Below are 26,158 nucleotides of genomic sequence, written 5' to 3'. Positions count from 1 at the left end.
GAAAATATGAGTTTAAAATTCGACTTTTCCAATTTGTTTGAACCGAACATCTCCGGTGGTTTGACAGATGAAGATGTAAAAAGTGTAGAGGAGAAAGTTACAAGTGCAGTTCGAAACTTTGTAGAAAACACTCCCGATTTTGCAAAGCTGGACAGAAGCTGGATCGATTCTGTTAAATCTCTCGAGGACTGGATAATAAACTTCGATACGGTCGTTGTGCTGGGAATTGGAGGTTCTGGACTTGGAAACCTGGCCCTTCACTACTCCCTCAGGCCTTTGAACTGGAACGAGATGACCAGAGAGGAGAGAAACGGATACGCCAGAGTGTTTGTGGTGGACAACGTAGATCCAGATCTCATGAGCTCTGTTCTGGACAGAATCGATCCCAAAACAACTCTTTTCAACGTGATATCGAAATCCGGTTCCACCGCTGAAGTAATGGCGACCTATTCGATAGCACGTGGGATCCTCGAAGCTTATGGACTAGATCCAAGAGAACACATGCTCATCACAACAGACCCGGAAAAGGGCTTTTTGAGAAAACTCGTGAAAGAAGAAGGTTTCAGAAGTCTCGAAGTGCCTCCTGGAGTGGGAGGAAGGTTCAGCGTTCTCACACCTGTTGGCCTCCTCTCAGCCATGGCGGAAGGCATAGACATAGACGAACTGCACGAAGGTGCAAAGGATGCCTTCGAGAAGAGCATGAAAGAGAACATCCTTGAAAATCCAGCGGCAATGATAGCACTCACACACTACCTCTACTTGAATAAAGGAAAGTCCATTTCTGTGATGATGGCGTATTCGAACAGAATGATCTATCTTGTGGACTGGTACAGACAGCTCTGGGCGGAAAGTCTTGGAAAAAGATACAATCTCAAGGGAGAAGAGGTTTTCACCGGTCAAACTCCTGTGAAAGCGCTGGGAGCGACCGATCAGCACTCACAGATACAGCTTTACAACGAAGGGCCGAACGACAAGGTAATAACCTTCCTGAGAGTTGAAAACTTCGACAGAGAAATAGTGATCCCGGAAACCGGAAGAGCTGAACTCAGCTATCTTGCAAGGAAGAAGCTCTCCGAACTCCTCCTCGCAGAGCAGACAGGAACAGAAGAAGCACTGCGAGAAAACAACAGACCGAACATGAGAGTGACATTTGACGGACTCACACCGTACAACGTGGGCCAATTCTTCGCTTACTACGAGGCTGCCACCGCTTTCATGGGTTATCTTCTTGAGATCAACCCGTTCGATCAGCCCGGTGTGGAGCTCGGAAAAAAGATCACGTTCGCTCTTATGGGAAGAGAAGGTTACACTTACGAAATAAAGGAAAGGTCGAAGAAGGTGATTATAGAATGAAAATCTTCGAGGAAGTGATGCGTGAAGGAGAAAAAGTTTTTTTCATAGAGGGTGGACCTCTCGGTGAAGAGGGAACGTACATCATCGTTTCGGATGATCCAACCGTTGAGGAGAGGATCGCAAAAGTCATTGAAGAACTGAACACAACGAGCGTCATCTTTCTTGCCGAAGATGAATATGAAAGGTTCAAGAACGAACTGGAGAAAAAGGCAAAGAGAATATGGTGATCGGTGTTACAGGAAAGATAGGAACGGGAAAGTCCACCGTCTGTGAGATTTTAAAGAACAAATATGGAGCCCACGTTGTGAACGTGGATAGAATAGGCCATGAAGTGCTCGAAGAAGTGAAGGAAAAGCTCGTCGAGCTTTTCGGAGGATCTGTTCTGGAAGACGGGAAAGTAAACCGAAAAAAACTCGCTAGCATCGTCTTCGAATCACAGGAAAACCTGAAGAAACTCGAATTGCTCGTCCATCCCTTGATGAAGAAGAGGGTACAGGAAATAATAAACAAAACGAGCGGCCTCATAGTAATAGAGGCCGCTCTTTTGAAAAGGATGGGACTGGATCAGCTGTGCGATCACGTCATCACAGTAGTCGCAAGCAGAGAGACGATTCTGAAGAGAAACAGAGAAGCCGACAGACGTTTGAAGTTTCAGGAAGACATCGTTCCACAGGGAATAGTAGTAGCGAACAATTCCACTCTCGAAGATCTCGAAAAGAAGGTAGAGGAAGTGATGAAACTCGTATGGGAGAAACGAGAATAACAGGGGGAAAGTACAGGGGAAGGAAGTTAAAAACAGGAAATTTCTTCAGACCCACCATGTCTTCTGTGAGAAGCGCCCTGTTCAACATGATAGACATCGAGGGAAAAAGCTTTCTCGAACTCTTCTGCGGAAGCTGCGTGGTGAGCTGTGAGGCTCTGAGCAGAGGAGCGGAAAGAGTGGTCTGTGTCGACAGATCAAAGCGTGCCCTCAGCATATGCAGAAAGAATCTCGAATCACTCAACGAGACAGCCACGATCATTCACAGTAACGTAGTGGACTTTCTTCAAAACACCGATGAAAAGTTCGACGTTGTCTTTCTCGATCCTCCGTACAACGATGTAGAGATCATAAACAAAACACTTTCCTTGCTTCCGAAAGTCATGAAAGAAGACAGTTTGGCCGTTCTGGAGAAGAGTAAGAGAATCGAACTGGATTTTTCAAACTTTGAAGTCGTCAAAAGAAAAGATTACGGTGAGACCGAGCTTGTTTTTCTGAAGGTGAAACGATGAAACTGAGGCCATGGGAATTCTACGACAGAATAGCAAGAGCGTACGACAGTATGTACGAAACACCGAAGTGGAAGCTCTATCACAGACTGATCGGATCTTTCTTAGAGGAGTATTTGAAGAACCCCTGCAGAGTTCTCGATCTCGGTGGAGGAACCGGAAAGTGGAGTCTGTTCTTGCAGGAAAGAGGTTTCGAAGTAGTTCTCGTCGATCCATCGAAAGAGATGCTGGAGGTGGCGTGGGAAAAGGGGGTTAAAAACGTCGTTGAAGCCAAAGCGGAAGATCTCCCCTTTCCTTCAGGTGCTTTCGAAGCAGTTCTCGCTCTCGGTGACGTTCTAAGCTACGTTGAAAACAAGGATAAAGCGTTTTCAGAGATAAGAAGAGTGCTTGTACCCGATGGATTGTTGATAGCAACCGTAGACAACTTTTACACTTTCCTTCAGCAGATGATCGAGAAAGACGCGTGGGATCAAATAACACGCTTTTTGAAAACACAAACCACGAGCGTGGGAACCACACTCTTTTCTTTCAATTCTTACGCCTTCAAACCAGAGGATCTGGACTCTCTGGAAGGATTCGAAACGGTAGATATCCGTGGAATCGGTGTGATGGAATACCCAGACGAACGAATCAGTGAAAGGGAAGAAACCATCTTTCGGCTGGAACAGGAACTTTCAAGGGACAGAAACATCATCTGGAAGGCCGATCATATATTCTTCGTTTTGAAAAAGAAAAGAGGAGCCTGAAGGCTCCTCTGTGGTGGGTGCGGCAGGGATTGAACCTGCGACCTCTTCCTCGTCAAGGAAGCGCTCTCCCACTGAGCTACGCACCCATTCCGTTTAATTATGATACTACAAGCATCTGACTATGTCAACCATCCAGTTCGATGCCGTTCAACATTTAACAGAAAAATTTCCGATGAGGGTACTTGAAAAGGGTGAAAACCTGTGCTATTATATATGTCGGAGTTGCCGAGGTGGTGGAACTGGCAGACACGCATGGTTGAGGGCCATGTGGGCTTCGGCCCGTGCGGGTTCAAGTCCCGCCCTCGGCACCACAAAATCAGCCGGAGGATCTTTCCTCCGGTTTTTTTGTTAACCTCCCCAGTCCAAGAAGAATCCCCAAAATTATGAACAGATAATAATTGAAGAATCTCCAGACGAGCATGGATACCATCGCGTCAGTCTTTTCGATTATGTTCGAGTAAACAACGTAGTAAGCCAGTTCCGTTGCGCCGCTGGCACCGGGTGTAGGAGCAAAATACACAATCAGGCTGAGAGCAAGCTGGATACTGACTACTTGGAACAGAGAAACATTCACATTAAGATTGACGGCTTTCATCGCAAAATAAGTACTTGAGTGTATCAGCACAACCATCAACCCCGACAGAATCACCACCGCTAAAAACTTCAGTTTGGAAGCTCTCCAGAACTCCCTGGTGGCCGAAACGTATCCAAGTATTCTTTCCTCCACGAGCCTTTTCAAATCATCTTCAGATCTTCTGGAGAAAAACATGAAGATCTTCAAAACAGGTCTCGACATGAAAAATCTTCGCAGAAAACCCTTACTGAAGGACAGGAGGATTATGAAAACATAGAAGAGAAAAGCCAGAACTATTCCTGCAAAGAAAAGGTCTCCGAGGATACCGAGTTCTTTGAAGGTATCAAGATAGACCATGAAGAAGGCAAAACCGGAGATGATGGAAAATGAAAAAGAAGAGAAAAACCTCACCGCTACCGCAGAGGCCGATTTTTCAAAGGGAATTCCAGCCTTCGTGAGATGGTAGATCTGGAAGGGTTGTCCTCCAGCAGCGAAAGGTGTTATTGCCCCCACATAGAATCCCCAAAGGGAGTTGGCCACACAGGTTCCGAAAGGAACATCTTTCAGAAGTATCTTGGTTCTGCTGGCGTCCACTAAAACGATGCCTAAAAAGTTCAGTGAAAGAACCATCAAAAAGATCGGTTCTACGTTCTTCAACTCCTTCCACGCATCACCGCTGCCCCAAAAGGAAACCATGAGAGCCGTGGCACCGAGGCCTATGATCAGAGCTAAAAGCAGATTCCTCTTCATAATCATCTCCTTCCAGTGTCTTTATTAGAAATATTAACACACCACGTGGTAAGATTTTTCTGGGAGGTGATACCACATGTTCAATCTGGAAGAGTACACGGAAAAGGCGCAGAAAGTAATGATGAGCATTCAGGATATAATGACCCGATACAGACAAAACCAGCTTTCCAGTGAGCACATACTGCTCGCGATTCTGGAAGAAGGAAACAACGTTGGTGTAGAACTTCTGAAGGAGCTGAACGTGGATATAAACAGGCTCAAAGATGAGGTGGAGGTGTTCATTGGGAAATACGGGGTTAGAGTCCCTGAAGGAGCATCTGTTTCTCAGATTTTCATAACTCCGGACGCGAGGCATGTCATTGAAAAAGCGAGAGAAGAAGCGAGAAGAATGGGAGATTCAAAAATAGGAACCGAGCACCTTATTTTGGGGATGGTCCTGTCACCTGATTCCACGGCCTTCCGAATCCTCTCGAGATACGGTGTAACACCTGAGAGAGTCTACGAAGCAATAAGGAAGATCAGATCAACGGGTAAAACAGATGAAGCAGAGAACGTGGAAGCGCTCGCTCGCTTCACAGTGGATCTCACACAGCTAGCCCGCGAAAAAAAGCTCATGCCTGTAGTGGATCGTGAAAAGGAAATCAGAAGGGTGATACAGATACTGTCCAGAAGAACGAAGAACAATCCGGTCCTCATAGGAGACCCGGGGGTGGGAAAGACTGCTGTTGTCGAGGGGCTCGCCCAGAGAATAGTTGAAGGGAAAGTCCCTCTGTTTTTGAGAAACGTCAGAGTCTTGAAACTCGACATGGGCAGATTGGTGGCAGGGACCCGTTTCAGAGGAGATTTTGAAGAAAGACTGAAACGTCTTCTCGATGAATTGAAGAGGAAAAAAGGAGAAGTAATACTCTTCATCGACGAGGTGCACACGGTGGTAGGAGCGGGAGCAGCCGAAGGTGCTCTCGACGCCGCGAACATAATGAAACCAGAACTCACAACGGGAGAGATTCAGATAATAGGAGCAACCACCGTTGAAGAGTACAGAAAATACATAGAGAAAGACAGGGCGCTTGAGAGAAGATTCCAGCCGGTCATGGTGGAAGAGCCGACGGTCGAGCAGACAATTGAAATACTGAAAGGATTAAGAAAGGTCTTTGAAGAACATCATCACGTGAAGATAACGGATGACGCTCTGGAAGCCGCGGCGAAGCTCTCCGCACGATACATAACCAACAGATTCCTCCCGGACAAGGCCGTTGATCTGATAGACGAAGCGGCAGCGTACGTGCGTCTCGAATCCTCGTACCCTTCAGAAGAACTCCTGAAACTCGAAGAAGAGATCAAAAAACTTGAAGACAAAATAAACGACGCCGTTGTGAAGGGAGAGTACGAAGAAGCGGCAAAGCTGAAGGTCGAACTCCAGAAATTGAAAAACGAATACGAAGAAAAAAGGAAAAAACAAGAAAAGGTGGAACCGGTTGTCGATGAGAACGTTGTGGCAAAGATCGTGGAACAGTGGACCGGCATTCCCGTGTCTCGAATCATGGAATCCGAAAGAGAGAAACTCCTGAAACTCGAAGAATTCATCCACCAGCGCTTGGTGAATCAGGAGGAAGCCGTGAAGATAGTGGCACGGACCATAAGACGTGCAAGGGTCGGTATCAAGAATCCGAGAAGGCCCATCGGTGTCTTTCTGTTCCTCGGACCAACGGGCGTGGGAAAGACAGAACTCGCCAGAACTCTCGCAGACGTGCTCTTCGGCAGCGAAGACGCCATGATCAGGCTCGACATGAGTGAATACATGGAGAAACACTCCGTTGCCAGACTCATAGGAGCACCTCCGGGTTACGTGGGCTACGAAGAGGGAGGGCAGCTTACCGAGGCTGTGAGAAAAAGGCCTTACAGTGTGATTCTCCTCGACGAAATAGAAAAGGCGCATCCAGACGTATTCAACATCCTGCTTCAAGTGTTCGAAGACGGGCGATTGACTGATGGAAAGGGAAACACCGTGGACTTCAGAAACACCATCATCATCATGACGAGCAACATAGGAAGTGAGAAGATCCTCGAAATGTCGGAAAACGGTGTGAGAATTGAGATAGAAAAAGAACTGCGAAACACCTTCAAACCCGAGTTCCTGAACAGAATAGACGCCATAGTTTACTTCAAACCGCTCACGATGGAAGAAGTGAAGAAGATAGTGGAAATCATGGTGAGACAGCTCCAGGAAATACTGAAAGAGAAGAACATCTCCATCGAGCTTACAGAAAGAGCGAAGGAGTACCTGGCAGAAGCGGGTTACGTGCCATCTCTCGGTGCAAGACCGCTTCGAAGAATCATAGAACTCGAACTCGAGTCGATGATAGCGGATAAAATACTGGAAGGAGAGATAAAAGAAGGAGACAGGGTTCTGGTCGACGCGGACGAATACGGTCTGAAGATAGAGAGGAGGTGACGATCCGTGGAGGAAAAGAAAGAAAAACTCTCCATGAAGGATCTCATACTCCTCTTCTTCAGCACCATAAGTGCTCGATGCTGGGCACGACTCGGCCTCACAGAAGACGAATACGGAGATTTCTATCAGGACCTTGAAGAAGCACGGCTTGGAATAGACACGCTCGACGCAATATTCAACAAGATAAAGGACCTCGTGGATGAGGAAGTTCGCCGAGAAATGGAGGGAGTTCTCTCCACCCTGAAGCTCAACTACTTTCATCAGTATCAAAAAAGCAAGAAGAAGGAGACAAAAAACGCATGAACGTAGCGATTCTCCTTGCAGCGGGAAAAGGTGAAAGAATGTCTGAAAACGTTCCAAAACAGTTCCTCGAGATAGAGGGAAGGATGCTTTTCGAGTATCCGCTTTCCACGTTTTTGAAAAGTGAAGCGATAGATGGTGTTGTAATAGTGGCACGAAGAGAGTGGTTCGAAGTTGTAGAGAAAAGAGTGTTCCACGAAAAAGTACTCGGAATTGTCGAGGGTGGAGATACACGAAGCCAGAGTGTGAGAAGCGCCCTCGAATTTCTTGAAAAGTTCTCTCCCTCTTACGTTCTCGTACACGACTCAGCACGGCCGTTTCTGAGGAAGAAACACGTGTCGGAGGTTCTCAGAAGAGCCCGCGAAACGGGAGCGGCAACCCTCGCGTTGAAGAATTCCGACGCGCTCGTAAGAGTTGAGAACGACAGAATAGAATACATCCCAAGAAAAGGAGTGTACAGAATTCTTACACCGCAGGCTTTTTCTTACGAGATTTTGAAAAAGGCCCATGAAAATGGTGGCGAATGGGCAGACGACACGGAACCTGTTCAAAAGCTCGGAGTGAAAATAGCCTTGGTCGAGGGAGATCCTTTGTGTTTCAAAGTGACGTTTAAAGAAGATCTGGAACTGGCGAGAATCATCGCCAGAGAATGGGAGAGGATACCATGATTTACTATGGCACGATGTTCGATCACAAGGTGAGATTTTCGATCGTTCGAATGAGAGAAGTGGTGGAAGAGGCTCGAAACAGGCACGCCCTTTCATACCTCGCCACGGTGGTACTCGGAAGAGCCCTCATCGGTGCGGCTCTTGTAACACCATGGCTCGCCGAAAAAGAAAGGTGGACGCTGGACATAGAGGGAAACGGGCCAATAAGGAGAGTCGTTGCACAGTCGACCAGCGAATTCACTGTCAGGGGATATGTGGCAAATCCCAAGGTGGAACTGCCCCTAAATGAAAAGGGAAAGTTCGATGTCGCTGGTGCTATCGGTCAGGGTGTTCTCAGAGTGGTAAGAGATCTGGGATTGAAAACTCCCTTTGTCTCTCAGGTGCCTCTGGTGAGCGGTGAGATCGCCGAAGACCTGGCTTATTATTTCGCGGTTTCTGAACAGATACCATCCGCTTTTTCCATCGGTGTTCTTGTGGACTCAGACGGTGTGAAGATCGCGGGAGGATTCGCCGTCCAAATCATCGATCGCACTCTTGAACAGGAGAAGGTGGAGATGATAGAGAAAAACATCAAAAACCTTCCCAGTATATCAAAACTTTTCCAGGAAGCAGAACCTCTGGACGTTCTGGAAAGAATATTCGGTGAGAAGGTAGGGTTCGTCGAAACAGCGGAAATAAAGTACAAATGCGATTGCAACAGGGAAAAAGCCAAAAACGCCCTTCTAGTCCTGGACAAAAAAGAATTGGAAGATATGCGAAAAGAAGGGAAGGGAGAAGTCGTCTGTAAGTGGTGTAACACAAGATACGTTTTCTCAGAGGAGGAATTAGAAGAACTCCTCAAGTTCAAGGTAGATGACTCTGGTTCCTGAAAAATTGGAGATCTTCAGGAACCTTTCTGTGATCTCAAGAAATATCCTTTCGGTGTCCATCCGTGCGAGGGCACTTCTCAGTTTCTTCGAAGGAAACACCACAACAAAATCTCTTCCAGATTCCACGAAGAGTTCTGCAGTATAACTGAGATTCTTTCGCTTCACCTGAACCTTCAGGCTTTCTCCCCTTCTTGAGATCGTAGCATAGTCTCCTCTTGAAAGCACTGCGGCTTTTCTCACAAGCTTTGCGAGAACCTGTCTCCTTGCTTCTATTCGCTCTGCGGTCTTTTCTTCCAACAAAGACTTCAGTTTTTTGATCTCTTCTTCGCTCACTTCGTCACCGCAGACTTCCATCACGAAGTGAGGGTACTTCACCACGAGTTTTCCAGATTTCTCATAGAAGTCCAGAGTCTGAACATCCAGTCTTTGAAGAGCCTTGAAAATGTGCCTCACCGTGACGTACGGAATTTTCGTAGAAAAAGGCTTCTTTGGAATAGTAGAAATCTGCGCAAGGGTCATAATGCCCGCTGACGCTCCAAACATCAAAACATCCTTTTCTTCAAAAAGAAGAATCAGGAATTCTCCTTCGTCAAGATTGGAGCTGGCAAAATTCAATGCTCCTTCGAATTCACGCTTCGTAAGGGTGCAGAGAAATTCCTCTTCACCATTTCCTGGAGGAATTTCTCCCGTTTTGCACCGAACGTCCAGAACTTCATTTCCCGCTTTCAGAACGAGCCGTTCCTGAAGGACAGTGATTCGAACGTCACTGACCTTAACGTCACTCAAAAAATACTTCACCAGATCCAATGAAACGATCCTGCTGCCTTCGAATCGAGGTATCTCCCCCAGGAATACCTCCACTTTAGCACAGTTGTCACTCGCACTCACCCAGAGTCCGTCTCTGTAAAAGAAACTGAGGAATCTCGCAGTTGGTTCGGTCGTTCCAACCAGTTTATCGAGCAGATAAACCCACTCTTTGAGTTCATGAGCATCAACGACCAGTTCCACAGAGTTTCACCTCAGAAACTCTTCGAGACGTTCCAGAACGTCTTTTATCCTCTCCGGATGTCTTCCACCCGCTTGGGCAAAATTCTTTCGGCCTCCTCCGTTCCCACCGAGTTCCTTCGCTATGTTTCGTGCTATAGAGGAGGCATCGTACTTGCCAAGAAGATTCTCAGAAACCTTCACAACGAGGGAAACCTTGTTTTCGAACTTACTGAAGAGAATAACAATGCCTTCCCCTTCCTTTTTCAAAACGTTATCTGCTATTCCTCCGAGGTGTTTTGCCTCGACGCCTTCGAAGACACCGTGGAAGACCTTTACACCATCTTCCAGCTGTTTCATGGCTATCCTTTCTTCGGAAATCCTTCCCTGAGAGAGTTTCTTTTCGAGTTCCTTCACCTTTTCTCTCAAGCTCAGAACCCTGCCCGTGAGCTCGTCTTCCCTTGCCCCGAGGATTTCTTTCAACTGATCGATCAGCTTTTTCTGGTTTCTCAGAAGTTCCAGAGCACTGAAGCCGGTGACCGCTTCGATTCTTCGCACACCTGACGAAACGGATTCCTCCGAGATGATCTTGAACAGACCTATCTGCCCTGTGTTTTTCACGTGCGTTCCGCCACAGAGTTCTTTACTCACACCGGGAACCTCGACGACCCTGACCACGTCTCCGTATTTTTCCGTGAAAAGCGCAACAACTCCGGACTTTACCGCTTCTTCGTAGCTCGTGTATCTCACCTCGACCGGAATCGCTTCCATGATCCATTCGTTCACCAGATCCTCCACCTGTTCTATTTCTGCACTCGAAAGACCTTTGAAATGTGTGAAATCGAATCTCAATCTGTCGGGTGCAACTAAGGACCCAGCCTGCCTCACGTGGTCTCCCAGAACTTTCTTCAAAGCCGCGTGAAGCAGATGGGTTGCCGTGTGATTTCTCATTGTGGCCTCTCTTCTCTTCTTATCCACTCTGAGAATCACTTTCTGTCCTCTTCTTAGAGTACCATCCAGTATCTTTATTCTGTGGACGATCACACCTTCTGAAGCTTCAAAGACGTATTCCACAAGTGCTTTTCCATCTTTCCATTTCACCGTCCCCGTGTCGGATACCTGCCCACCTTTCTCCGCGTAGAACGGAGTTCTTGAAAAAACCACCTCAACTGTGCCTTCTGATGCTTCTTCCACCGTTTCGTCGTCCCTGGCTATGAGAACGACCTCGCCCTCATCTTCGAGTTTTTCGTACCCAGTGAATTCGGTTCGGAAATCTTTGGGGAGTTTTTCAAGGTACTCGTACCTTCTGGCAAATTCCACATCGCCCATAGCAGCCCTTGACTTTCGCTGTTGTTCTTCCATGTATTTGTTGAACTCTTGCACATCGACTTCCACACCTTTCTCCTTTGCGATTTCAAGGGTGAGCTCCAGTGGAAGTCCGTATGTATCGTAGAGTCTGAACGCGTCTTCGGAATCTATTTTTCCCTTCTTCTCGACGATCTCGTCAAAGACTTTCATTCCCTGCTCGAGAGTCTTTAGAAATCTGTTTTCTTCCGCGGAAAGAACTTCTTTCACCATACCTTCACCACGAACGATCTCCGGGTAGACCCTTCCCATCTTCTCCACCACGGCATCAACGATCCTGTAGAGGAACGGTTCACTCATACCGAGGAGTATTCCATGCCTCATCGCACGCCTTATGATTCTTCTGAGAACGTACCCTCTTCCCTCGTTGGAAGGGAAAACACCTTCACTGATCAAGAAGGTGATGGCCCTTATGTGATCGGCTATGACCCTGATGGAAACATCTTTTTCTTCATCTGTTTTGTAGCCAACACCTGTCAGTTCCTCTATGCGGTTTATTATCGGCTGGAACAGATCTGTGTCGAAATTGCTGTAAACCCCCTGCATCATCGCACAAAACCTTTCAAGACCAGCTCCCGTATCTATGTTCTTTCTCGGAAGAGGATGGAGCTTTCCTTCTTCGTCCTGGTAATACTCGGTGAAAACAAGGTTCCATATCTCCACGAATCGTCCTTCAGAATTGGCAGGAGTACACTCTTCGCCCTCAGGACAACCTTTCAAATACCCTGTATCGTAAAAGATCTCCGTGTCGGGACCACATGGCCCCGTTGGCCCAGCCGGCCCCCAGAAATTGTCCTCTTTTCCCATTCTCAAAATTTTCTTCTCGGGAAGACCTATCTTTTCGTTCCAGATTCTGAAGGCCTCTTCGTCTTCCTCGTAGACGGAGACCCACAGTTTTTCTTCGGGAACCCCAAGCACCTGAGTGAGAAACTCCCAGGCCCACTCTATGGCTTCTTCTTTGAAATAGTCTCCAAAGGAGAAATTACCGAGCATTTCAAAGAACGTATGATGCCTTGGAGTCTTTCCCACGTTCTCTATATCAACGGTTCTCAAACACTTCTGACAGGTAGCCACCCTCGTGTAAACAGGCTCGACTTTGCCCCAGAAAATAGGTTTGAAAGGAACCATACCGGCTACGGTGAAGAGAAGCTGAGGATCGTCCGGTATGAGAGAAGCGCTCGGTAGTATCTTGTGTCCCTTTTTCTCAAAGAATTTCAAAAAGGCTTCTCTGATCTCTTCAGAAGTCATGTATCTCATCGCACCACTCCTTCTAAGATTTTGAACACGATGTAACTGACAGGAGCAACAAAGAGCAGTCCATCTATTCTGTCGAGCATTCCTCCATGACCCGGAAGGGTTTTTCCTGAATCCTTAACACCGTAGTGTCTCTTCAGGGCCGATTCAAAAATATCACCGAAGGTGTCCATAACCGCGACCGTTGCGGCGAAAGGAAGGAACGTTCTGAAACTTATCACGTTCACAGAGAGCAGATCATTCACAACGAGTCGATACAAAAAGGTGTAGATGACAACACCCAGGAATCCTCCTATCACTCCCTCAAGGCTCTTTCTTGGACTGTATCGAGGAGAGATCCTCGTTCTTCCAAATTTCAAACCCGTGAAGTATGCGAAGGAATCAAACACCCAGGTGGAGGTGAGAACGAGAAGAGCGTTCGCGGCACCAAAATCCCGATAAATCGGAAGAAAGAAACTGAGGAAGAAGGTAACGTAGATGAGAGCGATCGAAAAGGCAGCGATTGTCTTGAACACCTGCGAAGGATCTTTGTCTGTTATCAGAGAGAAAAACACTCCAGTTATGAAGAGGATCGACAGCGGCTGCGCGGGTTCTTCAAAAACAAGACCGTAGAGGACGGGATACAGAGCAAGGAGTATCACATAGAAAAATCGTGCATCACGCTCTTTCATTTCAAGTGTGATGAGTTCGTAGCCGGCCAGAATGACGATTGCAGAAACGAGTCCTATCAAACTCTCGTAACTCACAAAACACAGAACAACGAAAGGTGCTACGACACTCGCGGTTATGACTCTGGTTTTCAAATCATCCATTGCTCAAACCCCCGAATCGTCTTTCCCTTTTTGAATAACTCTCTATAGCCCTCAGAAAATCCCTTTTCGTGAAATCCGGCCACAGTTTTTTGAAGAAATAAAGCTCGGAATACGCGGACTGCCAGAGAAGGAAATTACTGAGCCTCATCTCACCTGAGGTCCTTATTATCAAATCCGGATCTGGAACGTCTGGTAGATACAGATACTGACGAAAGGTCTCTTCAGTGAGCTCTAATTTTTTCCCATGAGATACATCCTTTAAGATAAATTCTACCGCGTCGAGGATCTCCCTTCTACCTCCGTAGTTGAACGCGATAATGAGTGTCATTCGGTCGAACTCTTTCGTTTTTTCCTCCACTTCCTGCCACTTCTTAAGCACCCTCTCCGGAAGACCTTCTTTTCTTCCAAGAATTCTCACTCTGACTCTTTCTCTTCTGAGGAGCTCCATCTCACGATCTATCATCTGAACGAAAAGATCCATGAGAAACTCCACTTCTTCCTTCGGTCTTTTCCAGTTCTCTGTGGAGAAGGAAAAAGCTGTGAGATACTTTATCCCCAGTTCCAAAGACCATTTCACGGTGTTGTGGAGCACCTCTGCACCTCGCTGGTGCCCTTTTATTCTGGGAAGACCTCGCTTTTTCGCCCATCTGCCGTTTCCATCCATTATGATCGCAACGTGCTGTGGTATCCTCAAAATTCCATGATCTCCTCTTTTTTGATTTCGAACACCTCGTCCAGCTTTTCGATGAACTCGTCTGTTAGCTTCTGTATTTCGTTTTCCAGCCTTTTGGCATCATCTTCTGGAATGAGACCCTCTTTCTGATCTTCTTTTATCTTCTTCAAAATCTCTCTTCTGATGTTTCTGATGGCGATCTTCCCCTCTTCGACGATCTCCTTCGCCTTTTTAACCCACTTTTCCCTCTGCTCAGTGGTTGGAGAAGGAAAGACAAGCCTGATCACGTTTCCATCGTTTATGGGGTTCAAACCAAGATCGGACGCGTTTATCGCTTTTTCTATGAGGGAGAGAACACTTTTATCCCAGGGTTTTATGACAAGGGTTCTTTCTTCAGAAATGGAGATCGTGGCGAGCTGATTCACAGGAGTTGGAACACCATAGTAATCTACCTTGATCTCCTCAAGAATGGCTGGAGAGGGCTTCCCTGTTCTCATTTTTCTCAGTTCATCCTCGATTTTCTCCAGCGTTCTCCTCATCTTTTCCTTCGCTTCTTTTATGAACGGATTAACCATGCCTATCCCCTCCCTGTTGAAATTTGTGTTTACACCATCAATGGTCGTTGTATAATATTCCCAACACCTCTCAAGATTATAGCAAACAGATTTTTTGCTTTCTCGTTCCTTTTGATAAATATGCTTCATCCGTCTGTAAAAATTCTGGTAGTATAATTAGTTAAAAAAATAACAAGCACCACCATCCTGGAAAGGGGGAGTTCCATGGGAAAGTTTCTTAAGAAACACTACATAATGGCACCTGGACCAACACCAGTCCCAAACGATATTTTAACAGAAGGAGCGAAGGAAACAATACACCACAGAACACCTCAGTTTGTTTCCATAATGGAAGAGACCCTCGAAAGTGCAAAGTACATCTTTCAGACAAAAAACAACGTGTACGCCTTTGCTTCCACAGGAACTGGCGCTATGGAAGCGGCGGTGGCGAATCTTGTGAGCCCTGGAGACAAAGTGATCGTGGTTGTGGCTGGAAAGTTCGGTGAAAGATGGAAAGAGCTCTGTCAGGCTTACGGTGCTGATATCGTAGAAATCGCCCTCGAATGGGGAGACGCGGTCACACCTGAACAGATCGAAGAGGCTCTCAACAAAAACCCCGATGCGAAGGTCGTCTTCACCACCTACAGTGAAACATCAACGGGTACAGTCATAGACCTCGAAGGAATTGCCAGAGTCACGAAAGAAAAAGACGTTGTTCTTGTGACAGACGCTGTCAGCGCTCTTGGAGCAGAACCACTGAAGATGGATGAATGGGGTGTGGATGTCGTTGTCACAGGTTCTCAGAAGGGTTTGATGTTACCTCCGGGATTGGCTCTCATCTCTCTCAACGACAAAGCGTGGGAGCTCGTGGAAAAATCCAGATCTCCAAGGTACTATTTTGATCTGAGGGCCTACAGAAAATCTTACCCCGACAATCCTTACACTCCCGCAGTAAACATGATATACATGTTGAGAAAGGCTCTTCAGATGATAAAAGAGGAAGGCATAGAGAACGTATGGGAAAGGCACAGAATACTGGGAGACGCAACAAGAGCAGCGGTGAAAGCACTTGGACTGGAACTCCTCTCGAAAAGACCGGGAAACGTTGTAACAGCCGTGAAAGTGCCTGAGGGCATCGATGGAAAACAGATTCCCAAGATCATGAGAGACAAGTACGGTGTGACCATCGCCGGTGGACAGGCTAAACTCAAAGGAAAGATATTCAGGATAGCACACCTCGGATACATGTCACCTTTCGACACCATAACTGCCATTTCCGCTCTTGAATTAACCTTGAAGGAACTCGGTTATGAGTTCGAACTCGGAGTCGGTGTTAAGGCAGCCGAAGCTGTCTTCGCTAAAGAATTCATTGGGGAGTGATGGAGATGACGAGATACAGAGTGCACGTGAACGATCCTCTCGATAAAGAGGCAACACAGCTTCTTATGAACAAAGAGGAACTCGAAGTCACATCGGAACACCTAGAAAAAGACGAATTGATGAAGATCATACCGGAAGTCGATGTTCTTGTCGTCAGAAGCGCCACTAAAGTCACAGCCGACATCATAGAGGCCGGGAAAAATCTGAAGATCATCGCCAGGGCAGGCATCGGGCTGGACAACATAGACGTTCAAAAAGCCAAGGAAAAAGGAATAAAAGTGCTCAACACACCAGGTGCCAGCGCTCCATCCGTGGCAGAACTCGCGATGGGTTTGATGCTTGCTTGTGCTCGCCACATAGCAAGAGCTACCATATCTCTCAAAGAAGGAAAATGGGAAAAGAAAGCACTCAAGGGCAAAGAACTTCTTGGAAAAACACTGGGACTCATCGGATTTGGAAACATCGGACAGGAAGTGGCAAAAAGAGCCCTTGCCTTTGGAATGAAAATCATCGCTTACGATCCCGCGAAACCCGAAACAGATCTACCTGTTGAATACGTGGATCTGGACACTCTTTTCAAAGAAAGCGACTTCATTTCCCTGCATGTGCCTCTCACAGAATCAACCAGGCATATCATAAACAGAGAGAGTATCGCGAAGATGAAAGACGGTGTCATCATAGTAAACACGGCCCGTGGAGGAACAATCGACGAAGAAGCCCTGTACGAAGCCCTTGTGAGTGGAAAAGTCTACGCTGCAGGGCTCGACGTCTTCGAAGTGGAACCACCAACAGATGAAATCAGAAGGAAACTTTTGAGCTTGGACAACGTTGTCGCCACTCCCCACATAGGTGCTTCCACAGCAGAAGCTCAAAGAAGAGTTGGAATAGAACTCGTGGAGAAGATTTTCAAAGAACTGGGAATTTGAAGCCGGGGGTTGTCTCCCGGCTTCTTTTTTTCTTTATCGATCTGAACATTATTCTAATGTTCAAAGCAAGGAATTCGTAAATAAAAAGTAAAACGCAAAAGAGAAGAACGAAAAAATCCCGTACTCTCTCCATGTTTCCCCCTCCAAATTAATAGATCCTTTTCTTTGTCTTCAAGTTCAAACTGATTGACACATCCATGCATATTATTTTATAATCCCAGAGGATATATCTATCGATATATCTTTTGACTCTATGGAGGTGGCAGAGATGGAAGACATTATCGTCGTGGAAAACCTGGTGAAAAAGTTCGGAGATTTCGAGGCGGTCAAAGGAGTCAGCTTCTCAGTGAAGAAAGGAGAAATCTTCGCTTTTCTTGGTCCAAACGGTGCGGGAAAAACCACCACCATTCACATGCTCACCACGCTTCTAAAACCGACGAGTGGAAAGGCATGGGTTGCCGGTCATGACGTGCTGAAAGAACCTCGAGAGGTTAGAAGAAAAATCGGTATAGTCTTTCAGGATCAATCACTGGACAGAGAGCTCACCGCGTATGAAAACATGTACATACACGGAAAAATATACGGCTACGGTGGAGAAAAACTCAAAAAGAGAATCCTTGAACTTCTCGAGTTCGTGGAACTTCTGGAGTTCAAAGACAAACCGGTCAAAACGTTCAGTGGTGGCATGGCAAGAAGACTCGAAATAGCTCGCTCCTTGATACATGAACCAGAAGTTCTCTTTCTCGACGAACCCACTATTGGTCTCGATCCACACACAAGAGCGCATATGTGGGAATACATCTCGAAAATGAAAAAAGAACACAACATGACAATCTTTCTCACCACCCATTACATGGACGAGGCAGAACAGCTTGCTGACAGAGTGGCGATCATAGATCACGGGAAAATCATAGCACTCGGAACTCCAACCGAGTTGAAGAGAATGGTCGGAAAAGAGATTATCTACGTGAGATTCTCTGAAGCCGTTGAATGTCTCGAAGGCGACTTCATAGAGTCGTGTAGAAAACTCCCCGATGGAAGGCTGGAACTGAATGTGGAAGATTCTGGAAGGGCGATACCAAAGATTTTCGAACTGGCACAGCAGAAGGGTTTGAAAATAGAAGAAATCACCTATCATAAACCCACGCTCAACGATGTTTTCCTCCATCTCACAGGAAGGGAGCTCAGAGAGGAAGGACCGGAGAACTCTTTCAAAACCATGGCAAGAATGAGAATGAGGATGAGGAGGTAATAGCATGGCAGCCTTTGTGACGATGATCTACAGGCAGTTCATGAGATTCTTGAGATCACGCTCGAGAGTCATTGGAATGATAATAAACCCTCTGATATGGATCATCTTCTTCGGGCTGGGATGGAGCAAAGTTTTCGATAATCCCTGGGCGAAAATGATGTTTGGTGGAGTGGATTACCTGACTTACCTCGCACCTGGTATCTTCGCTATGACAGTTTTCAACATGAGTTTCATCAGCGGTGTGAGTTTGATCTGGGACAAACAGTTTGGCTTCTTCAAAGAGGTTCTGGTGGCTCCCTCTTCACGAAGACTCAGCATCACAGGTAGAATCGTTGGAGATGCGATCGTTACCGTTTTACAGGGACTTATAATTCTCGTCCTCAACTACTTCCTCGCAGAAAGTTTGAAAATATCCGGGCTACTTCCCGCTCTCGCCGTTGGATTTCTCATGTCAGTTACCATTGCAAGCTTTGGTATTGCGCTTGCTTTGAAGATGGAAAGCACTGAGGGATTCCAGATGATCATGATGACTCTGATGATGCCTCTGGTCTTTCTGAGCGGTGCAATGTATCCCATCGATTCCATGCCAAACTGGATGAAGGCTCTTGCCTACATAAATCCCCTCACCTACGCGGTGGACGCCTCGAGAGGGTACTTAGTGGGAGAAAAAGTGATGAAGTTCTCTTTCGGCCTCGACTGGGGAATTCTCTCGATCTTGATGCTGGTGGGGCTCATCCTCGCGATGGAAAGCTTCGAAAGAGCAAGAATAAGTTGAGATATCAACAGTAAAACAAAGGCAGGGGATTTCCCTGCCTTTTTGTTTTTTTATGGAGTTTCATTGAATATGAAATGCTAACAGAAACAACGATTTCGGAAAAGAAGAAGTTTTTTTGTGCTTCTAAGGATGTATTGAAACGATGTACCACGATTGGTATGTCTCCGGCGTCGGAATGTTTCCATACCTCTAAGGAATTATTGAAACCGCTGCGGCTTTCTACCATACACGGCTGCGAAGTAGGTTTCCATACCTCTAAGGAATTATTGAAACTCTCGGATATCAAAATGCTTGAAATTGTTGTTGATTCGTTTCCATACCTCTAAGGAATTATTGAAACGAGAGATAAGAAAGAAGTGGTATCAGAACAGCTCGAGGTTTCCATACCTCTAAGGAATTATTGAAACCTGGACCGGCCCGAACAAAACGGGCACAAAACTCGTGTTTCCATACCTCTAAGGAATTATTGAAACATGACATGGGAGCTGAAGTACTGGAAACATCCCGCTTAGTTTCCATACCTCTAAGGAATTATTGAAACATAGCTCGATATATGGAGTTAAAGTTACTGGAAACTCGTTTCCATACCTCTAAGGAATTATTGAAACCTTTTGCTTCAGAAAGACTTTTGTCAAGCAAAGGCGGTTTCCATACCTCTAAGGAATTATTGAAACGACATATCGGTTGTTGAAAAGGAAGGTGAGAAATATTGTTTCCATACCTCTAAGGAATTATTGAAACATAGACGAAAAACGGAACTGGATAAGCGAAACTGAAAGGTTTCCATACCTCTAAGGAATTATTGAAACACTCCATGCGATATAACGGAAGGAGGGGATTGAGAAGTTTCCATACCTCTAAGGAATTATTGAAACTAGCTTTATTTCGGTGATGTATCGTTTTCCGTTCCTGAAGTTTCCATACCTCTAAGGAATTATTGAAACAAAATAAAGCCCGCTCTCTTGAGCGGGCTGGTTAGAGGTTTCCATACCTCTAAGGAATTATTGAAACCCTCCATGCTCTTCGACGAACTACGTTCTCGAACACCGTTTCCATACCTCTAAGGAATTATTGAAACATGCAAGCAAGAATTGTGAAAACAGAAAAAGGAAACCGTTTCCATACCTCTAAGGAATTATTGAAACGGCTACAGGGTATACTGGTCATCCGAAAGTCAATACGAGTTTCCATACCTCTAAGGAATTATTGAAACCAGGTGGATTTCCTCATATCTCACAGGCTCACACTAGTGTTTCCATACCTCTAAGGAATTATTGAAACAATCCTTTGTTTTTGACTAATATTCCTGAAATTGTTTGTTTCCATACCTCTAAGGAATTATTGAAACCCCATTGAGTTCAGGAGAATTTATACCACAAACACACTCTGAAAGCAAGATGTTTTTTGAACTTCCATATTCTCTCTTTCCATAAACCATTCTAACACACAAGAGAGCACCTTCAAGTACTGTTTGGAAAAATGGAATAATTGCATAGTTCAACAACGAAAGAACACAAGCAAAAAACAGAAGATAAATTATATCAACCTACGTCGGGGCATTTTGGGGTGTTTCTGGTAAAAATCGATTAGTTCTATGTTTCACAAATAGATGAAAGAAGGTATTCCTCAATGTGTTAGAAATTAACTGTTAACTTCCTGAATTCAAAGCACTTACATGTCATCGATTACCACAAATTCTCTTCATATTGTCTCTTCATATCATCCATTATTCCCTTTTTAACGCATAGCTTCCGGTACCACAAACCCGCATGAAATTTTTCGTTACCGGTAATTGCATACTCTGTATCGTCCTTCCACTGCCAGTCACACGCATCACCCACTTTGTGAATGATTGGAACTAATCTGGTTTTGATGCATAAAACAAAGATAGGCTTTGCTTTCAAAGTGTTGTCTAACGTCACAACCATATGTTCTCGAGTTCAAAGACTTCGAGTTTCACTTGGTTCGATTTGACAGAAAGAATGTTGTAAACGTTCTCTGGATGGATCCTAAAGGAAAAAGCTATGGAGTCGTTGAAGAAAAATTCTACAGAACACGAATCCAAGAAAGCTCGTATTCTATTTGTAGCTTCATCTTCGACTGTCGACTTTCTAACTTCTCCACCTGAAACACCAGATCTCGTTGTATCCACGATTAATTCGTCTCGACTCTTCGTTATCACCACTTCTTCAGATTCATTTCCCATTCGAAGTTCGATTTCTCCGCTGAATTCACACACAATTTCATAACTGTTTTCCTTGACATCCAGCAGAAATGTTCCGGACTTTGCAGTTTCGAAAACCTTTCTCTTTCTGAGAGCCAAGAGTTCATCCACCGGTTTCACCTTCAACTCGTTGTTTTCTACATACAGCTCCCTAGGAAGACTCATGACACCGTTCCATCCTTCTCGTTTTGTCGGGTAAAGCCCTGTTCTCAACCAGCTTTGAAGCCATCCGATAACTACAACTCTGTCTGTTCCAAAGAAAGTTTGAGCAGCGTAGAAATCCGTTCCGTGATCGAGAAGCCCCCGCTTTTCGACATTCAGTTTTCCTTCCTTTAACTCTCCCATGGAAAACAGAACGCTGTTTGTACTCGTTATCGAGTATATGAGGATATCTTTCTCTCCAATTCTCACAAGATCGGGACACTCTATTTCTTTTGTGGTTTCATCTTCGAAGATCACACCCTCGTACTTCCAGTGAAAAAGGTCATCTGAGGTATAGAGAAGCACTCTTCCAATCTTCTCATCTTTACCAGATCCCAGTACCATTCGCCACTCACCGTTGCTTCTGTTCACCTTCGGGTCTCTGAAGGCGTGCGTCCCTTCCTCTGGGGGTTTAGATATGACCGGGTTTCCATCGTACTTTACGAAATCCAATCCGTTTTCACTCATAGCCACACACTGGGTTTCTTTTTCTCCTTTGTTGTGTGTCGGATCGCGGTAGTAGGTGTACACGAGAAACATTTTCCCATCTTTCTCGACAGCGCTTCCAGAGAACACTCCGTGTGTTTCATCGTCGGGATATAGAGCAACGGGAAGGTGTCTCCAGTGAACGAGATCGTCGCTCACCGCGTGGCCCCAGCAGATGTTTCCCCACTCAGGTTTTCTGGGATTATACTGATAGAACATATGATATTTTCCCTTCCAGAAGATCAAACCGTTCGGATCGTTCATCCAGCCTGTTATCGGGAAAAAGTGATAATTCGGCTTGAACATATCACTTTCCTCCTATTTCTTCTACCACCTCGTTAACAACTTTCACCACTTCATCGTGGATCAACCCGTTCGAGAAGATGAAATTCTTCGAGAAAGCGTTTGCTTCCTTTCCGGAGAAATCCGTGACCATTCCTCCCGCTTCCTTCACGATTATCAGACCGGCTGCTATATCCCAGGGATTTATCCTCCAGGTGACGAAAAAGTCAACCCTTCCTGCACCAACGTAAGCGGCGTTCAGCGCGGCACTTCCAAGAATCCGAATCCTTCTGGTCCTCTTTTCCATCCTCTCGATGAATTTCCCGGTGAAATCCACGTAGCTACCAGTGGAACCAACACACTCTTCGAGGCTGGCGTTCTCAGACACTCTGATTCTCTCACCGTTGAAGAAGGCACCGCTTCCTTCCTCAGCGTAGAGTGTTTCGTTGAGAGCAGGGGCGTGGACGACCCCTAGCTTGACTTCTCCGTTTTCAACGTAGGCCAAAGAGATGGAAAAGTTCGGAAGGCCGTGAACGAAGTTTATCGTTCCATCTATCGGGTCTATTATCCAGAGCCTGTCTCCTTTTTCGAATATTCCTTCTTCGGCCATGATGTTTTCGTCAGGGAAGAATTTTCTTATCTCATCGACTATCATTCTCTGGGCTTCTCTGTCTATCTCTGTGACTATGTCCTTGAAACCGGTTTTTTTCTCGACGTTGTCCACCCTTCCCCAGTGTATCATGAGGAGGTGTCCCACCTTTCTCAAAAGCTTTATAGAAAAGTCCAGTCTGTCCAATTCGATCCCTCCCTCTAAAAAAATTAACGGCTCCCCTGAGGGAGCCTGCTGGTGGGTGCGGCAGGATTCGAACCTGCGACCTCTTCCTCGTGAGGGAAGCGCTCTCCCCCTGAGCTACGCACCCATCCGTTTATGGATTTTACAACAAAATCTCCATCATGTCAAAATACCCTTTATGATCATTTCGGTCGCTTCCTCTTCTGTAAGGCCTTTGGCCATGAGTGTTTCAAGCTGTTTCGCGTTCACCCTTCCTATGGAAGCCTCGTGGGTTAGCTCAGAAGAATCGTTCTTCACAACCAGCACAGGAAGAGCTCTCACGTCCACTCCATCTCCCTTTGCGATCTCAAGACATTCCACGTGGCCTCTCGTGTGCGGCGCGTTCCCGTAAACCTCGTTCACCACAGAAACTTTCGCTCTGTCGATTGCAACTGCGTTCGTTTTGGCGAGTCCCCTCGCTCCCATTCCGTTCAGTCTCAGGATCTCCTTCACTTCCACATCGTCGTCTTCAACGGCCTTTACTTTCGTGTAGAGTTCTCCAACGGCATCTTTCTCAAGTGAAGCATCCATGAAGACCCTCAGCGTTCCTATTCTTGTTTTCACGAGAGTGAAGGTGTTTCGGTAAACCGCTCTTTCTCCAACTCTTGCTATCGATCTGGTGATCAGATTTATAGAACCCGTTTCACTGTGCGTGTGCTCGTCGTGGTACTCCATCCACGCTCCTTCTTCCAGTTCCACGTTCATCAAGGCGTCGTGTGTGAAATCTTCGGTCCACGGAAAAACACAGTGTGCCACAAAGATCGCTTTCGCGTTTTTCTCGAGCCTTATATTGAACACAACACGTTGCAGTCCTTTCTTTTCTAAGTACCCCGTACACACGTGGACGGGATACTCCACCACCACACCTTCTTTTATCCTCATGTCCACCTGAACACCGTTCTCTATCCTGTAGGGAGTGAGTTCTACTCCCTCCACACCGTTGAGTCCTATGACCTTGTCACCGCTTATTATGATGGAGGCTATCCTCCTGTCGAGGAACTTCGAAACGTCTCCCCCTGCCTTTTCGTAGGCCTTTGCCAGTGCTTCGAATTCTCTTCTGTAGTCTTTTACGATCATACGATCATCTCCCCTGATGGTTCATTCGGATGATCACATCTGTCACAGCTGTTTTTGTAGAACTGCACGATTTCAGACGGGTTTCCTTCTTTCAAGATGGAGCCGTGACAGATGAGAAAGGCGTAGTCGCTCTCCAGTGCGATTTCTTCCCTGTGAGTGACTAAGATCACAGAGCCACCCGCACTCACGAGTTCCGAGAGAACCTTCTCTATCATCTCAAGACTCATAATATCTATCCCGGAGTCTGGCTCATCGAGGATGGTGTATCTAGGTTTCATAAGAAGAATACTCGCCAGTTCTACCCTCTTTCTCTCTCCACCGCTCAGCTTTTCATCGACGTTTCTTTCCAAGTAGAGTGCCGGATTCAAACCAACGAGTTCTAAGACCCTTTCGAGCTCCTCTTTCGATACTTTTCTTCTTCCGCCGAGAGTCAAATAGTCTCTGATCTTGATTCCTGTGAATCGAGCGGGCTCCTGCCACATGAGGGTGATCCCTCTTTTGGCTCTCTCTGTTACGGAAAGATCGGTGATGTCCTCACCGTCGAGGAGTATCTTTCCCCTGGTGGGTCTGTAGCCCTCAAGCCCCATGATCAAATAGGCGAGAGTGCTTTTCCCTGCACCGTTGGTTCCCAGTATGGAGTAAACCCTTTGTTTTTCGAAGCGAGCGTTTATTCCCTTCAAAATAGCCTTTCCCTCTACCTCATACCACACATCGATGAGCTCCAGCACATTCATCACCTCAAATTGAGTCTAACACGAAATCACCTGTTGAGCACCAGAAGTTCCACGAATTTCCCAGTAGTGTAAACATACGACAGGATCGAGATAACTACAAGAGCAGGAAGATGCATTCCAAAGAGAGAAAAAACGAATACAACGAACAACCTAACATCCCTGGAGGCAAAACCGGATAGCTTTCCGACGAGAGCCGGGTGGGTACCAAACACCTTCCCAACACTGTGAAGGTAACTCACCATGAGAGAACCGCTGACGGCAAGAACTGACCAGAGGAGTAAGGAAAGAGAGGGACCATCTTTCAAGCAACCGTAAAGAGACAGCCCAAGAACGGCCAGTATATCCACGAACCTGTCCAACATCGTATCGAAAAAAGCCCCCCAGTTTGAAGACATGTTTCTTGCGCGTGCGAGCTCTCCATCCACTCCGTCCAGAACAGAAGAGACCTGAACAAGAATTCCTGCGATCCACGGAAGCTTGAGAAGATAAAACGGAAACGCGAGAACACCAACAAGAAAGCTGATGAAAGACATCTGGTTGGGTGTTATCTGCCAGTTTTTTTCGAGAATGAGATTTGTGATCCTTGAGGAAAATCTCCTGTTTATCAGAGAAGAAATCCACCCATCGGTGGATTTTCTCAGCATGCCACTCCCTCCTTTATCTTTTTCATCAACTCATAAACCTTTTCATTCAAATCCTCGGGAGAGTCTATTTCTGTCCACAGAGCATTTCCAAAATCGAACACCTTAACGATCATGCCCGTGTCAACCGCCTTCTGCAGCACATGGTACAGAGAAATTTCCTCAGTCCACGAAAAACTCTCCTTGAGGCTGTAAACCTTTTTCGTCATCACAAAAACACCCGTGTCGAAATAGTTGTACTCATCGATTCTCTTTCCGATCTTAACGATCCGATCTTCATTTACTAATACTTTACTCGCCTCTTCAGGATCTATCAGGTCACTTCTCTTACTCACACCGAGTTTTATATGGAATTCATCCTCACTGAAAGCACTTTTCAGTGCCTCAGGTGGAAAGAGAGAATCGCCACACGAGAGAAAGAATTTCTCGCTCTCCACGTAAGGTTCACTCAGGAAGAAAGAATACGCGTTGCCGAGTTCCACCTTTTTGTTCTCAACGACAATCCCCTCGACACCCAGATCATTCAGAACCTTCTCTCCGAGATCTCTATAGCCCTCTGAGACGACAAGAACGAATCTTTCAACACCGTTTTTCATCAGGGAGATCATCGGATATTTTACGAGCTCACAACCGTCGAACCTGTAAAAGACCTTCGGAACGTCTCCGGTAACCGATCTGAGTCTTTTTCCAGCTCCGGAAGCCAGCACAATGGCCTCTCTCACAGA

General features: G+C 46.1%; 25 protein-coding genes, 3 tRNA genes and 1 CRISPR repeat array. Of the genes, 14 read left to right on the top strand and 14 right to left on the bottom strand.

Features of this window, described 5'->3' with window-relative positions:
• Positions 1–6: 6 nt before the first annotated feature.
• The 5 genes from T2812B_RS07380 to T2812B_RS07360 are packed head-to-tail and all read left to right on the top strand — an operon-like array spanning position 7 to position 3,368.
• The gene (locus tag T2812B_RS07380; RefSeq protein ID WP_004081585.1) at positions 7–1,353 is read left to right on the top strand and encodes a glucose-6-phosphate isomerase; all 1,347 of its coding nucleotides are present in this window, start codon (positions 7–9) and stop codon (positions 1,351–1,353) included.
• Positions 1,350–1,580, top strand: a complete 231-nt coding sequence (locus tag T2812B_RS07375; RefSeq protein WP_004081587.1) for a hypothetical protein — start codon at positions 1,350–1,352, stop codon at positions 1,578–1,580. The genes T2812B_RS07380 and T2812B_RS07375 overlap by 4 nt, the downstream gene beginning before the upstream one ends.
• Positions 1,574–2,116 carry a dephospho-CoA kinase gene (gene coaE, locus T2812B_RS07370; protein WP_008195162.1) on the top strand — a complete coding sequence of 181 codons (543 nt, stop codon included), beginning with the start codon at positions 1,574–1,576 and terminating at the stop codon, positions 2,114–2,116. Before T2812B_RS07375 ends, coaE begins: the two co-directional genes overlap by 7 nt.
• Complete coding sequence (rsmD, locus tag T2812B_RS07365) at positions 2,098–2,625, top strand: 16S rRNA (guanine(966)-N(2))-methyltransferase RsmD (RefSeq protein WP_008195158.1); 528 nt, start codon at positions 2,098–2,100, stop codon at positions 2,623–2,625. The genes coaE and rsmD overlap by 19 nt, the downstream gene beginning before the upstream one ends.
• Entirely contained in the window at positions 2,622–3,368 is a 747-nt protein-coding gene (locus T2812B_RS07360; protein ID WP_008195156.1) for a class I SAM-dependent methyltransferase, read from the top strand. Before rsmD ends, T2812B_RS07360 begins: the two co-directional genes overlap by 4 nt.
• Before the next feature lie 11 nt (positions 3,369–3,379).
• Here the strand turns inward: T2812B_RS07360 and T2812B_RS07355 are convergent.
• Positions 3,380–3,454, bottom strand: a tRNA-Val gene (locus T2812B_RS07355).
• Between the two features lie 138 nt (positions 3,455–3,592).
• On the opposite strand from T2812B_RS07355, the gene T2812B_RS07350 reads away from it, so the two are divergent.
• A tRNA-Leu gene (locus tag T2812B_RS07350) sits at positions 3,593–3,679 on the top strand.
• Positions 3,680–3,684: 5 nt separating this feature from the next.
• Here the strand turns inward: T2812B_RS07350 and T2812B_RS07345 are convergent.
• The gene (locus T2812B_RS07345) at positions 3,685–4,692 is read right to left on the bottom strand and encodes a lysylphosphatidylglycerol synthase transmembrane domain-containing protein (protein ID WP_008195154.1); all 1,008 of its coding nucleotides are present in this window, start codon (positions 4,690–4,692) and stop codon (positions 3,685–3,687) included.
• Positions 4,693–4,768: 76 nt separating this feature from the next.
• Between T2812B_RS07345 and T2812B_RS07340 the strand changes: the two genes are divergently transcribed.
• Genes T2812B_RS07340 through hslO form a run of 4 tightly spaced genes read left to right on the top strand, consistent with a single transcriptional unit; the run spans position 4,769 to position 8,981 of the window.
• Positions 4,769–7,144, top strand: coding sequence for an ATP-dependent Clp protease ATP-binding subunit (locus tag T2812B_RS07340; protein ID WP_029682962.1), 2,376 nt, complete (start codon positions 4,769–4,771; stop codon positions 7,142–7,144).
• Positions 7,145–7,150: 6 nt separating this feature from the next.
• Complete coding sequence (locus T2812B_RS07335) at positions 7,151–7,447, top strand: DUF1844 domain-containing protein (protein WP_038051029.1); 297 nt, start codon at positions 7,151–7,153, stop codon at positions 7,445–7,447.
• Positions 7,444–8,112: a 2-C-methyl-D-erythritol 4-phosphate cytidylyltransferase gene (ispD, locus tag T2812B_RS07330; RefSeq protein ID WP_008195152.1), complete on the top strand. Its 669-nt coding sequence runs from the start codon at positions 7,444–7,446 to the stop codon at positions 8,110–8,112. Before T2812B_RS07335 ends, ispD begins: the two co-directional genes overlap by 4 nt.
• Positions 8,109–8,981: an Hsp33 family molecular chaperone HslO gene (gene hslO / locus T2812B_RS07325; RefSeq protein WP_004081604.1), complete on the top strand. Its 873-nt coding sequence runs from the start codon at positions 8,109–8,111 to the stop codon at positions 8,979–8,981. The genes ispD and hslO overlap by 4 nt, the downstream gene beginning before the upstream one ends.
• On the opposite strand, the gene T2812B_RS07320 is transcribed toward hslO, so the two are convergent.
• From T2812B_RS07320 to frr, 5 genes are read right to left on the bottom strand one after another with little or no spacing between them, the layout of a single operon-like run.
• Positions 8,937–9,989 carry a hypothetical protein gene (locus T2812B_RS07320; RefSeq protein WP_008195149.1) on the bottom strand — a complete coding sequence of 351 codons (1,053 nt, stop codon included), beginning with the start codon at positions 9,987–9,989 and terminating at the stop codon, positions 8,937–8,939. The genes hslO and T2812B_RS07320 overlap by 45 nt on opposite strands.
• A gap of 6 nt (positions 9,990–9,995) precedes the next feature.
• Positions 9,996–12,587 carry an alanine--tRNA ligase gene (gene alaS / locus T2812B_RS07315; protein ID WP_008195147.1) on the bottom strand — a complete coding sequence of 864 codons (2,592 nt, stop codon included), beginning with the start codon at positions 12,585–12,587 and terminating at the stop codon, positions 9,996–9,998.
• Positions 12,584–13,396, bottom strand: coding sequence for a phosphatidate cytidylyltransferase (gene cdsA / locus T2812B_RS07310; protein WP_008195145.1), 813 nt, complete (start codon positions 13,394–13,396; stop codon positions 12,584–12,586). The genes alaS and cdsA overlap by 4 nt, the downstream gene beginning before the upstream one ends.
• On the bottom strand, positions 13,389–14,090 hold the full coding sequence (locus T2812B_RS07305; RefSeq protein WP_008195143.1) for an isoprenyl transferase: 702 nt from the start codon (positions 14,088–14,090) through the stop codon (positions 13,389–13,391). Before T2812B_RS07305 ends, cdsA begins: the two co-directional genes overlap by 8 nt.
• On the bottom strand, positions 14,087–14,644 hold the full coding sequence (gene frr / locus T2812B_RS07300; RefSeq protein ID WP_008195141.1) for a ribosome recycling factor: 558 nt from the start codon (positions 14,642–14,644) through the stop codon (positions 14,087–14,089). The genes T2812B_RS07305 and frr overlap by 4 nt, the downstream gene beginning before the upstream one ends.
• A gap of 204 nt (positions 14,645–14,848) precedes the next feature.
• Between frr and T2812B_RS07295 the strand changes: the two genes are divergently transcribed.
• The 4 genes from T2812B_RS07295 to T2812B_RS07275 all read left to right on the top strand — a co-directional run bounded on the left by T2812B_RS07295 (position 14,849) and on the right by T2812B_RS07275 (position 18,956).
• Complete coding sequence (locus tag T2812B_RS07295) at positions 14,849–16,003, top strand: serine-pyruvate aminotransferase (protein WP_008195138.1); 1,155 nt, start codon at positions 14,849–14,851, stop codon at positions 16,001–16,003.
• Positions 16,004–16,008: 5 nt separating this feature from the next.
• Positions 16,009–16,929 (top strand): hydroxypyruvate reductase, encoded by a 921-nt coding sequence (locus tag T2812B_RS07290; protein WP_008195136.1) that lies wholly within the window; start codon positions 16,009–16,011, stop codon positions 16,927–16,929.
• A 268-nt stretch (positions 16,930–17,197) separates the two neighbouring features.
• Positions 17,198–18,181: an ATP-binding cassette domain-containing protein gene (locus T2812B_RS07280; protein ID WP_004081632.1), complete on the top strand. Its 984-nt coding sequence runs from the start codon at positions 17,198–17,200 to the stop codon at positions 18,179–18,181.
• 4 nt (positions 18,182–18,185) lie between these two features.
• A complete protein-coding gene (locus tag T2812B_RS07275; protein ID WP_008195131.1) occupies positions 18,186–18,956 on the top strand; it encodes an ABC transporter permease in 771 nt (256 codons plus the stop codon).
• A gap of 111 nt (positions 18,957–19,067) precedes the next feature.
• Positions 19,068–20,304: direct repeats of the CRISPR family, unit length 30 nt; unit sequence GTTTCCATACCTCTAAGGAATTATTGAAAC.
• Between the two features lie 570 nt (positions 20,305–20,874).
• Here the strand turns inward: T2812B_RS07275 and bfrA are convergent.
• From bfrA to T2812B_RS07235, 7 genes are all read right to left on the bottom strand, one after another.
• Positions 20,875–22,173, bottom strand: coding sequence for a beta-fructosidase (gene bfrA, locus T2812B_RS07265; protein WP_004081649.1), 1,299 nt, complete (start codon positions 22,171–22,173; stop codon positions 20,875–20,877).
• A gap of 1 nt (position 22,174) precedes the next feature.
• Entirely contained in the window at positions 22,175–22,945 is a 771-nt protein-coding gene (suhB, locus tag T2812B_RS07260) for a bifunctional fructose-1,6-bisphosphatase/inositol-1-monophosphatase (RefSeq protein WP_004081652.1), read from the bottom strand.
• Positions 22,946–22,994: 49 nt separating this feature from the next.
• Positions 22,995–23,069 (bottom strand) — tRNA-Val (locus T2812B_RS07255).
• Positions 23,070–23,101: 32 nt separating this feature from the next.
• A complete protein-coding gene (locus tag T2812B_RS07250; protein ID WP_004081655.1) occupies positions 23,102–24,058 on the bottom strand; it encodes a SufD family Fe-S cluster assembly protein in 957 nt (318 codons plus the stop codon).
• Positions 24,055–24,786: an ABC transporter ATP-binding protein gene (locus T2812B_RS07245; RefSeq protein WP_004081657.1), complete on the bottom strand. Its 732-nt coding sequence runs from the start codon at positions 24,784–24,786 to the stop codon at positions 24,055–24,057. The genes T2812B_RS07250 and T2812B_RS07245 overlap by 4 nt, the downstream gene beginning before the upstream one ends.
• 32 nt (positions 24,787–24,818) lie before the next feature.
• Complete coding sequence (locus T2812B_RS07240) at positions 24,819–25,436, bottom strand: CDP-alcohol phosphatidyltransferase family protein (RefSeq protein ID WP_004081659.1); 618 nt, start codon at positions 25,434–25,436, stop codon at positions 24,819–24,821.
• Positions 25,430–26,155, bottom strand: a complete 726-nt coding sequence (locus tag T2812B_RS07235) for a sugar phosphate nucleotidyltransferase (RefSeq protein WP_004081661.1) — start codon at positions 26,153–26,155, stop codon at positions 25,430–25,432. The genes T2812B_RS07240 and T2812B_RS07235 overlap by 7 nt, the downstream gene beginning before the upstream one ends.
• Positions 26,156–26,158: the final 3 nt, after the last annotated feature.

This window comes from Thermotoga sp. 2812B (assembly GCF_000789335.1).
Classification (GTDB): Bacteria; Thermotogota; Thermotogae; order Thermotogales; family Thermotogaceae; genus Thermotoga; species Thermotoga maritima.
The sequence above is the reverse complement of the archived record's forward strand: the minus strand, read 5'-3'. Positions and strand labels throughout refer to the sequence as shown.

Bases quoted from the DNA above. Each gene is read 5' to 3' on its own strand.
- T2812B_RS07380 (WP_004081585.1), top strand. From the start codon at position 7: ATGAGTTTAAAATTCGACTTTTCCAATTTGTTTGAACCGAACATCTCC.
- T2812B_RS07375 (WP_004081587.1), top strand. From the start codon at position 1,350: ATGAAAATCTTCGAGGAAGTGATGCGTGAAGGAGAAAAAGTTTTTTTC.
- coaE (WP_008195162.1), top strand. From the start codon at position 1,574: ATGGTGATCGGTGTTACAGGAAAGATAGGAACGGGAAAGTCCACCGTC.
- rsmD (WP_008195158.1), top strand. From the start codon at position 2,098: ATGGGAGAAACGAGAATAACAGGGGGAAAGTACAGGGGAAGGAAGTTA.
- T2812B_RS07360 (WP_008195156.1), top strand. From the start codon at position 2,622: ATGAAACTGAGGCCATGGGAATTCTACGACAGAATAGCAAGAGCGTAC.
- T2812B_RS07345 (WP_008195154.1), bottom strand. From the start codon at position 4,692: ATGAAGAGGAATCTGCTTTTAGCTCTGATCATAGGCCTCGGTGCCACG.
- T2812B_RS07340 (WP_029682962.1), top strand. From the start codon at position 4,769: ATGTTCAATCTGGAAGAGTACACGGAAAAGGCGCAGAAAGTAATGATG.
- ispD (WP_008195152.1), top strand. From the start codon at position 7,444: ATGAACGTAGCGATTCTCCTTGCAGCGGGAAAAGGTGAAAGAATGTCT.
- hslO (WP_004081604.1), top strand. From the start codon at position 8,109: ATGATTTACTATGGCACGATGTTCGATCACAAGGTGAGATTTTCGATC.
- alaS (WP_008195147.1), bottom strand. From the start codon at position 12,587: ATGAGATACATGACTTCTGAAGAGATCAGAGAAGCCTTTTTGAAATTC.
- cdsA (WP_008195145.1), bottom strand. From the start codon at position 13,396: ATGGATGATTTGAAAACCAGAGTCATAACCGCGAGTGTCGTAGCACCT.
- frr (WP_008195141.1), bottom strand. From the start codon at position 14,644: ATGGTTAATCCGTTCATAAAAGAAGCGAAGGAAAAGATGAGGAGAACG.
- T2812B_RS07295 (WP_008195138.1), top strand. From the start codon at position 14,849: ATGGGAAAGTTTCTTAAGAAACACTACATAATGGCACCTGGACCAACA.
- T2812B_RS07290 (WP_008195136.1), top strand. From the start codon at position 16,009: ATGACGAGATACAGAGTGCACGTGAACGATCCTCTCGATAAAGAGGCA.
- T2812B_RS07280 (WP_004081632.1), top strand. From the start codon at position 17,198: ATGGAAGACATTATCGTCGTGGAAAACCTGGTGAAAAAGTTCGGAGAT.
- T2812B_RS07275 (WP_008195131.1), top strand. From the start codon at position 18,186: ATGGCAGCCTTTGTGACGATGATCTACAGGCAGTTCATGAGATTCTTG.
- bfrA (WP_004081649.1), bottom strand. From the start codon at position 22,173: ATGTTCAAGCCGAATTATCACTTTTTCCCGATAACAGGCTGGATGAAC.
- T2812B_RS07250 (WP_004081655.1), bottom strand. From the start codon at position 24,058: ATGATCGTAAAAGACTACAGAAGAGAATTCGAAGCACTGGCAAAGGCC.
- T2812B_RS07240 (WP_004081659.1), bottom strand. From the start codon at position 25,436: ATGCTGAGAAAATCCACCGATGGGTGGATTTCTTCTCTGATAAACAGG.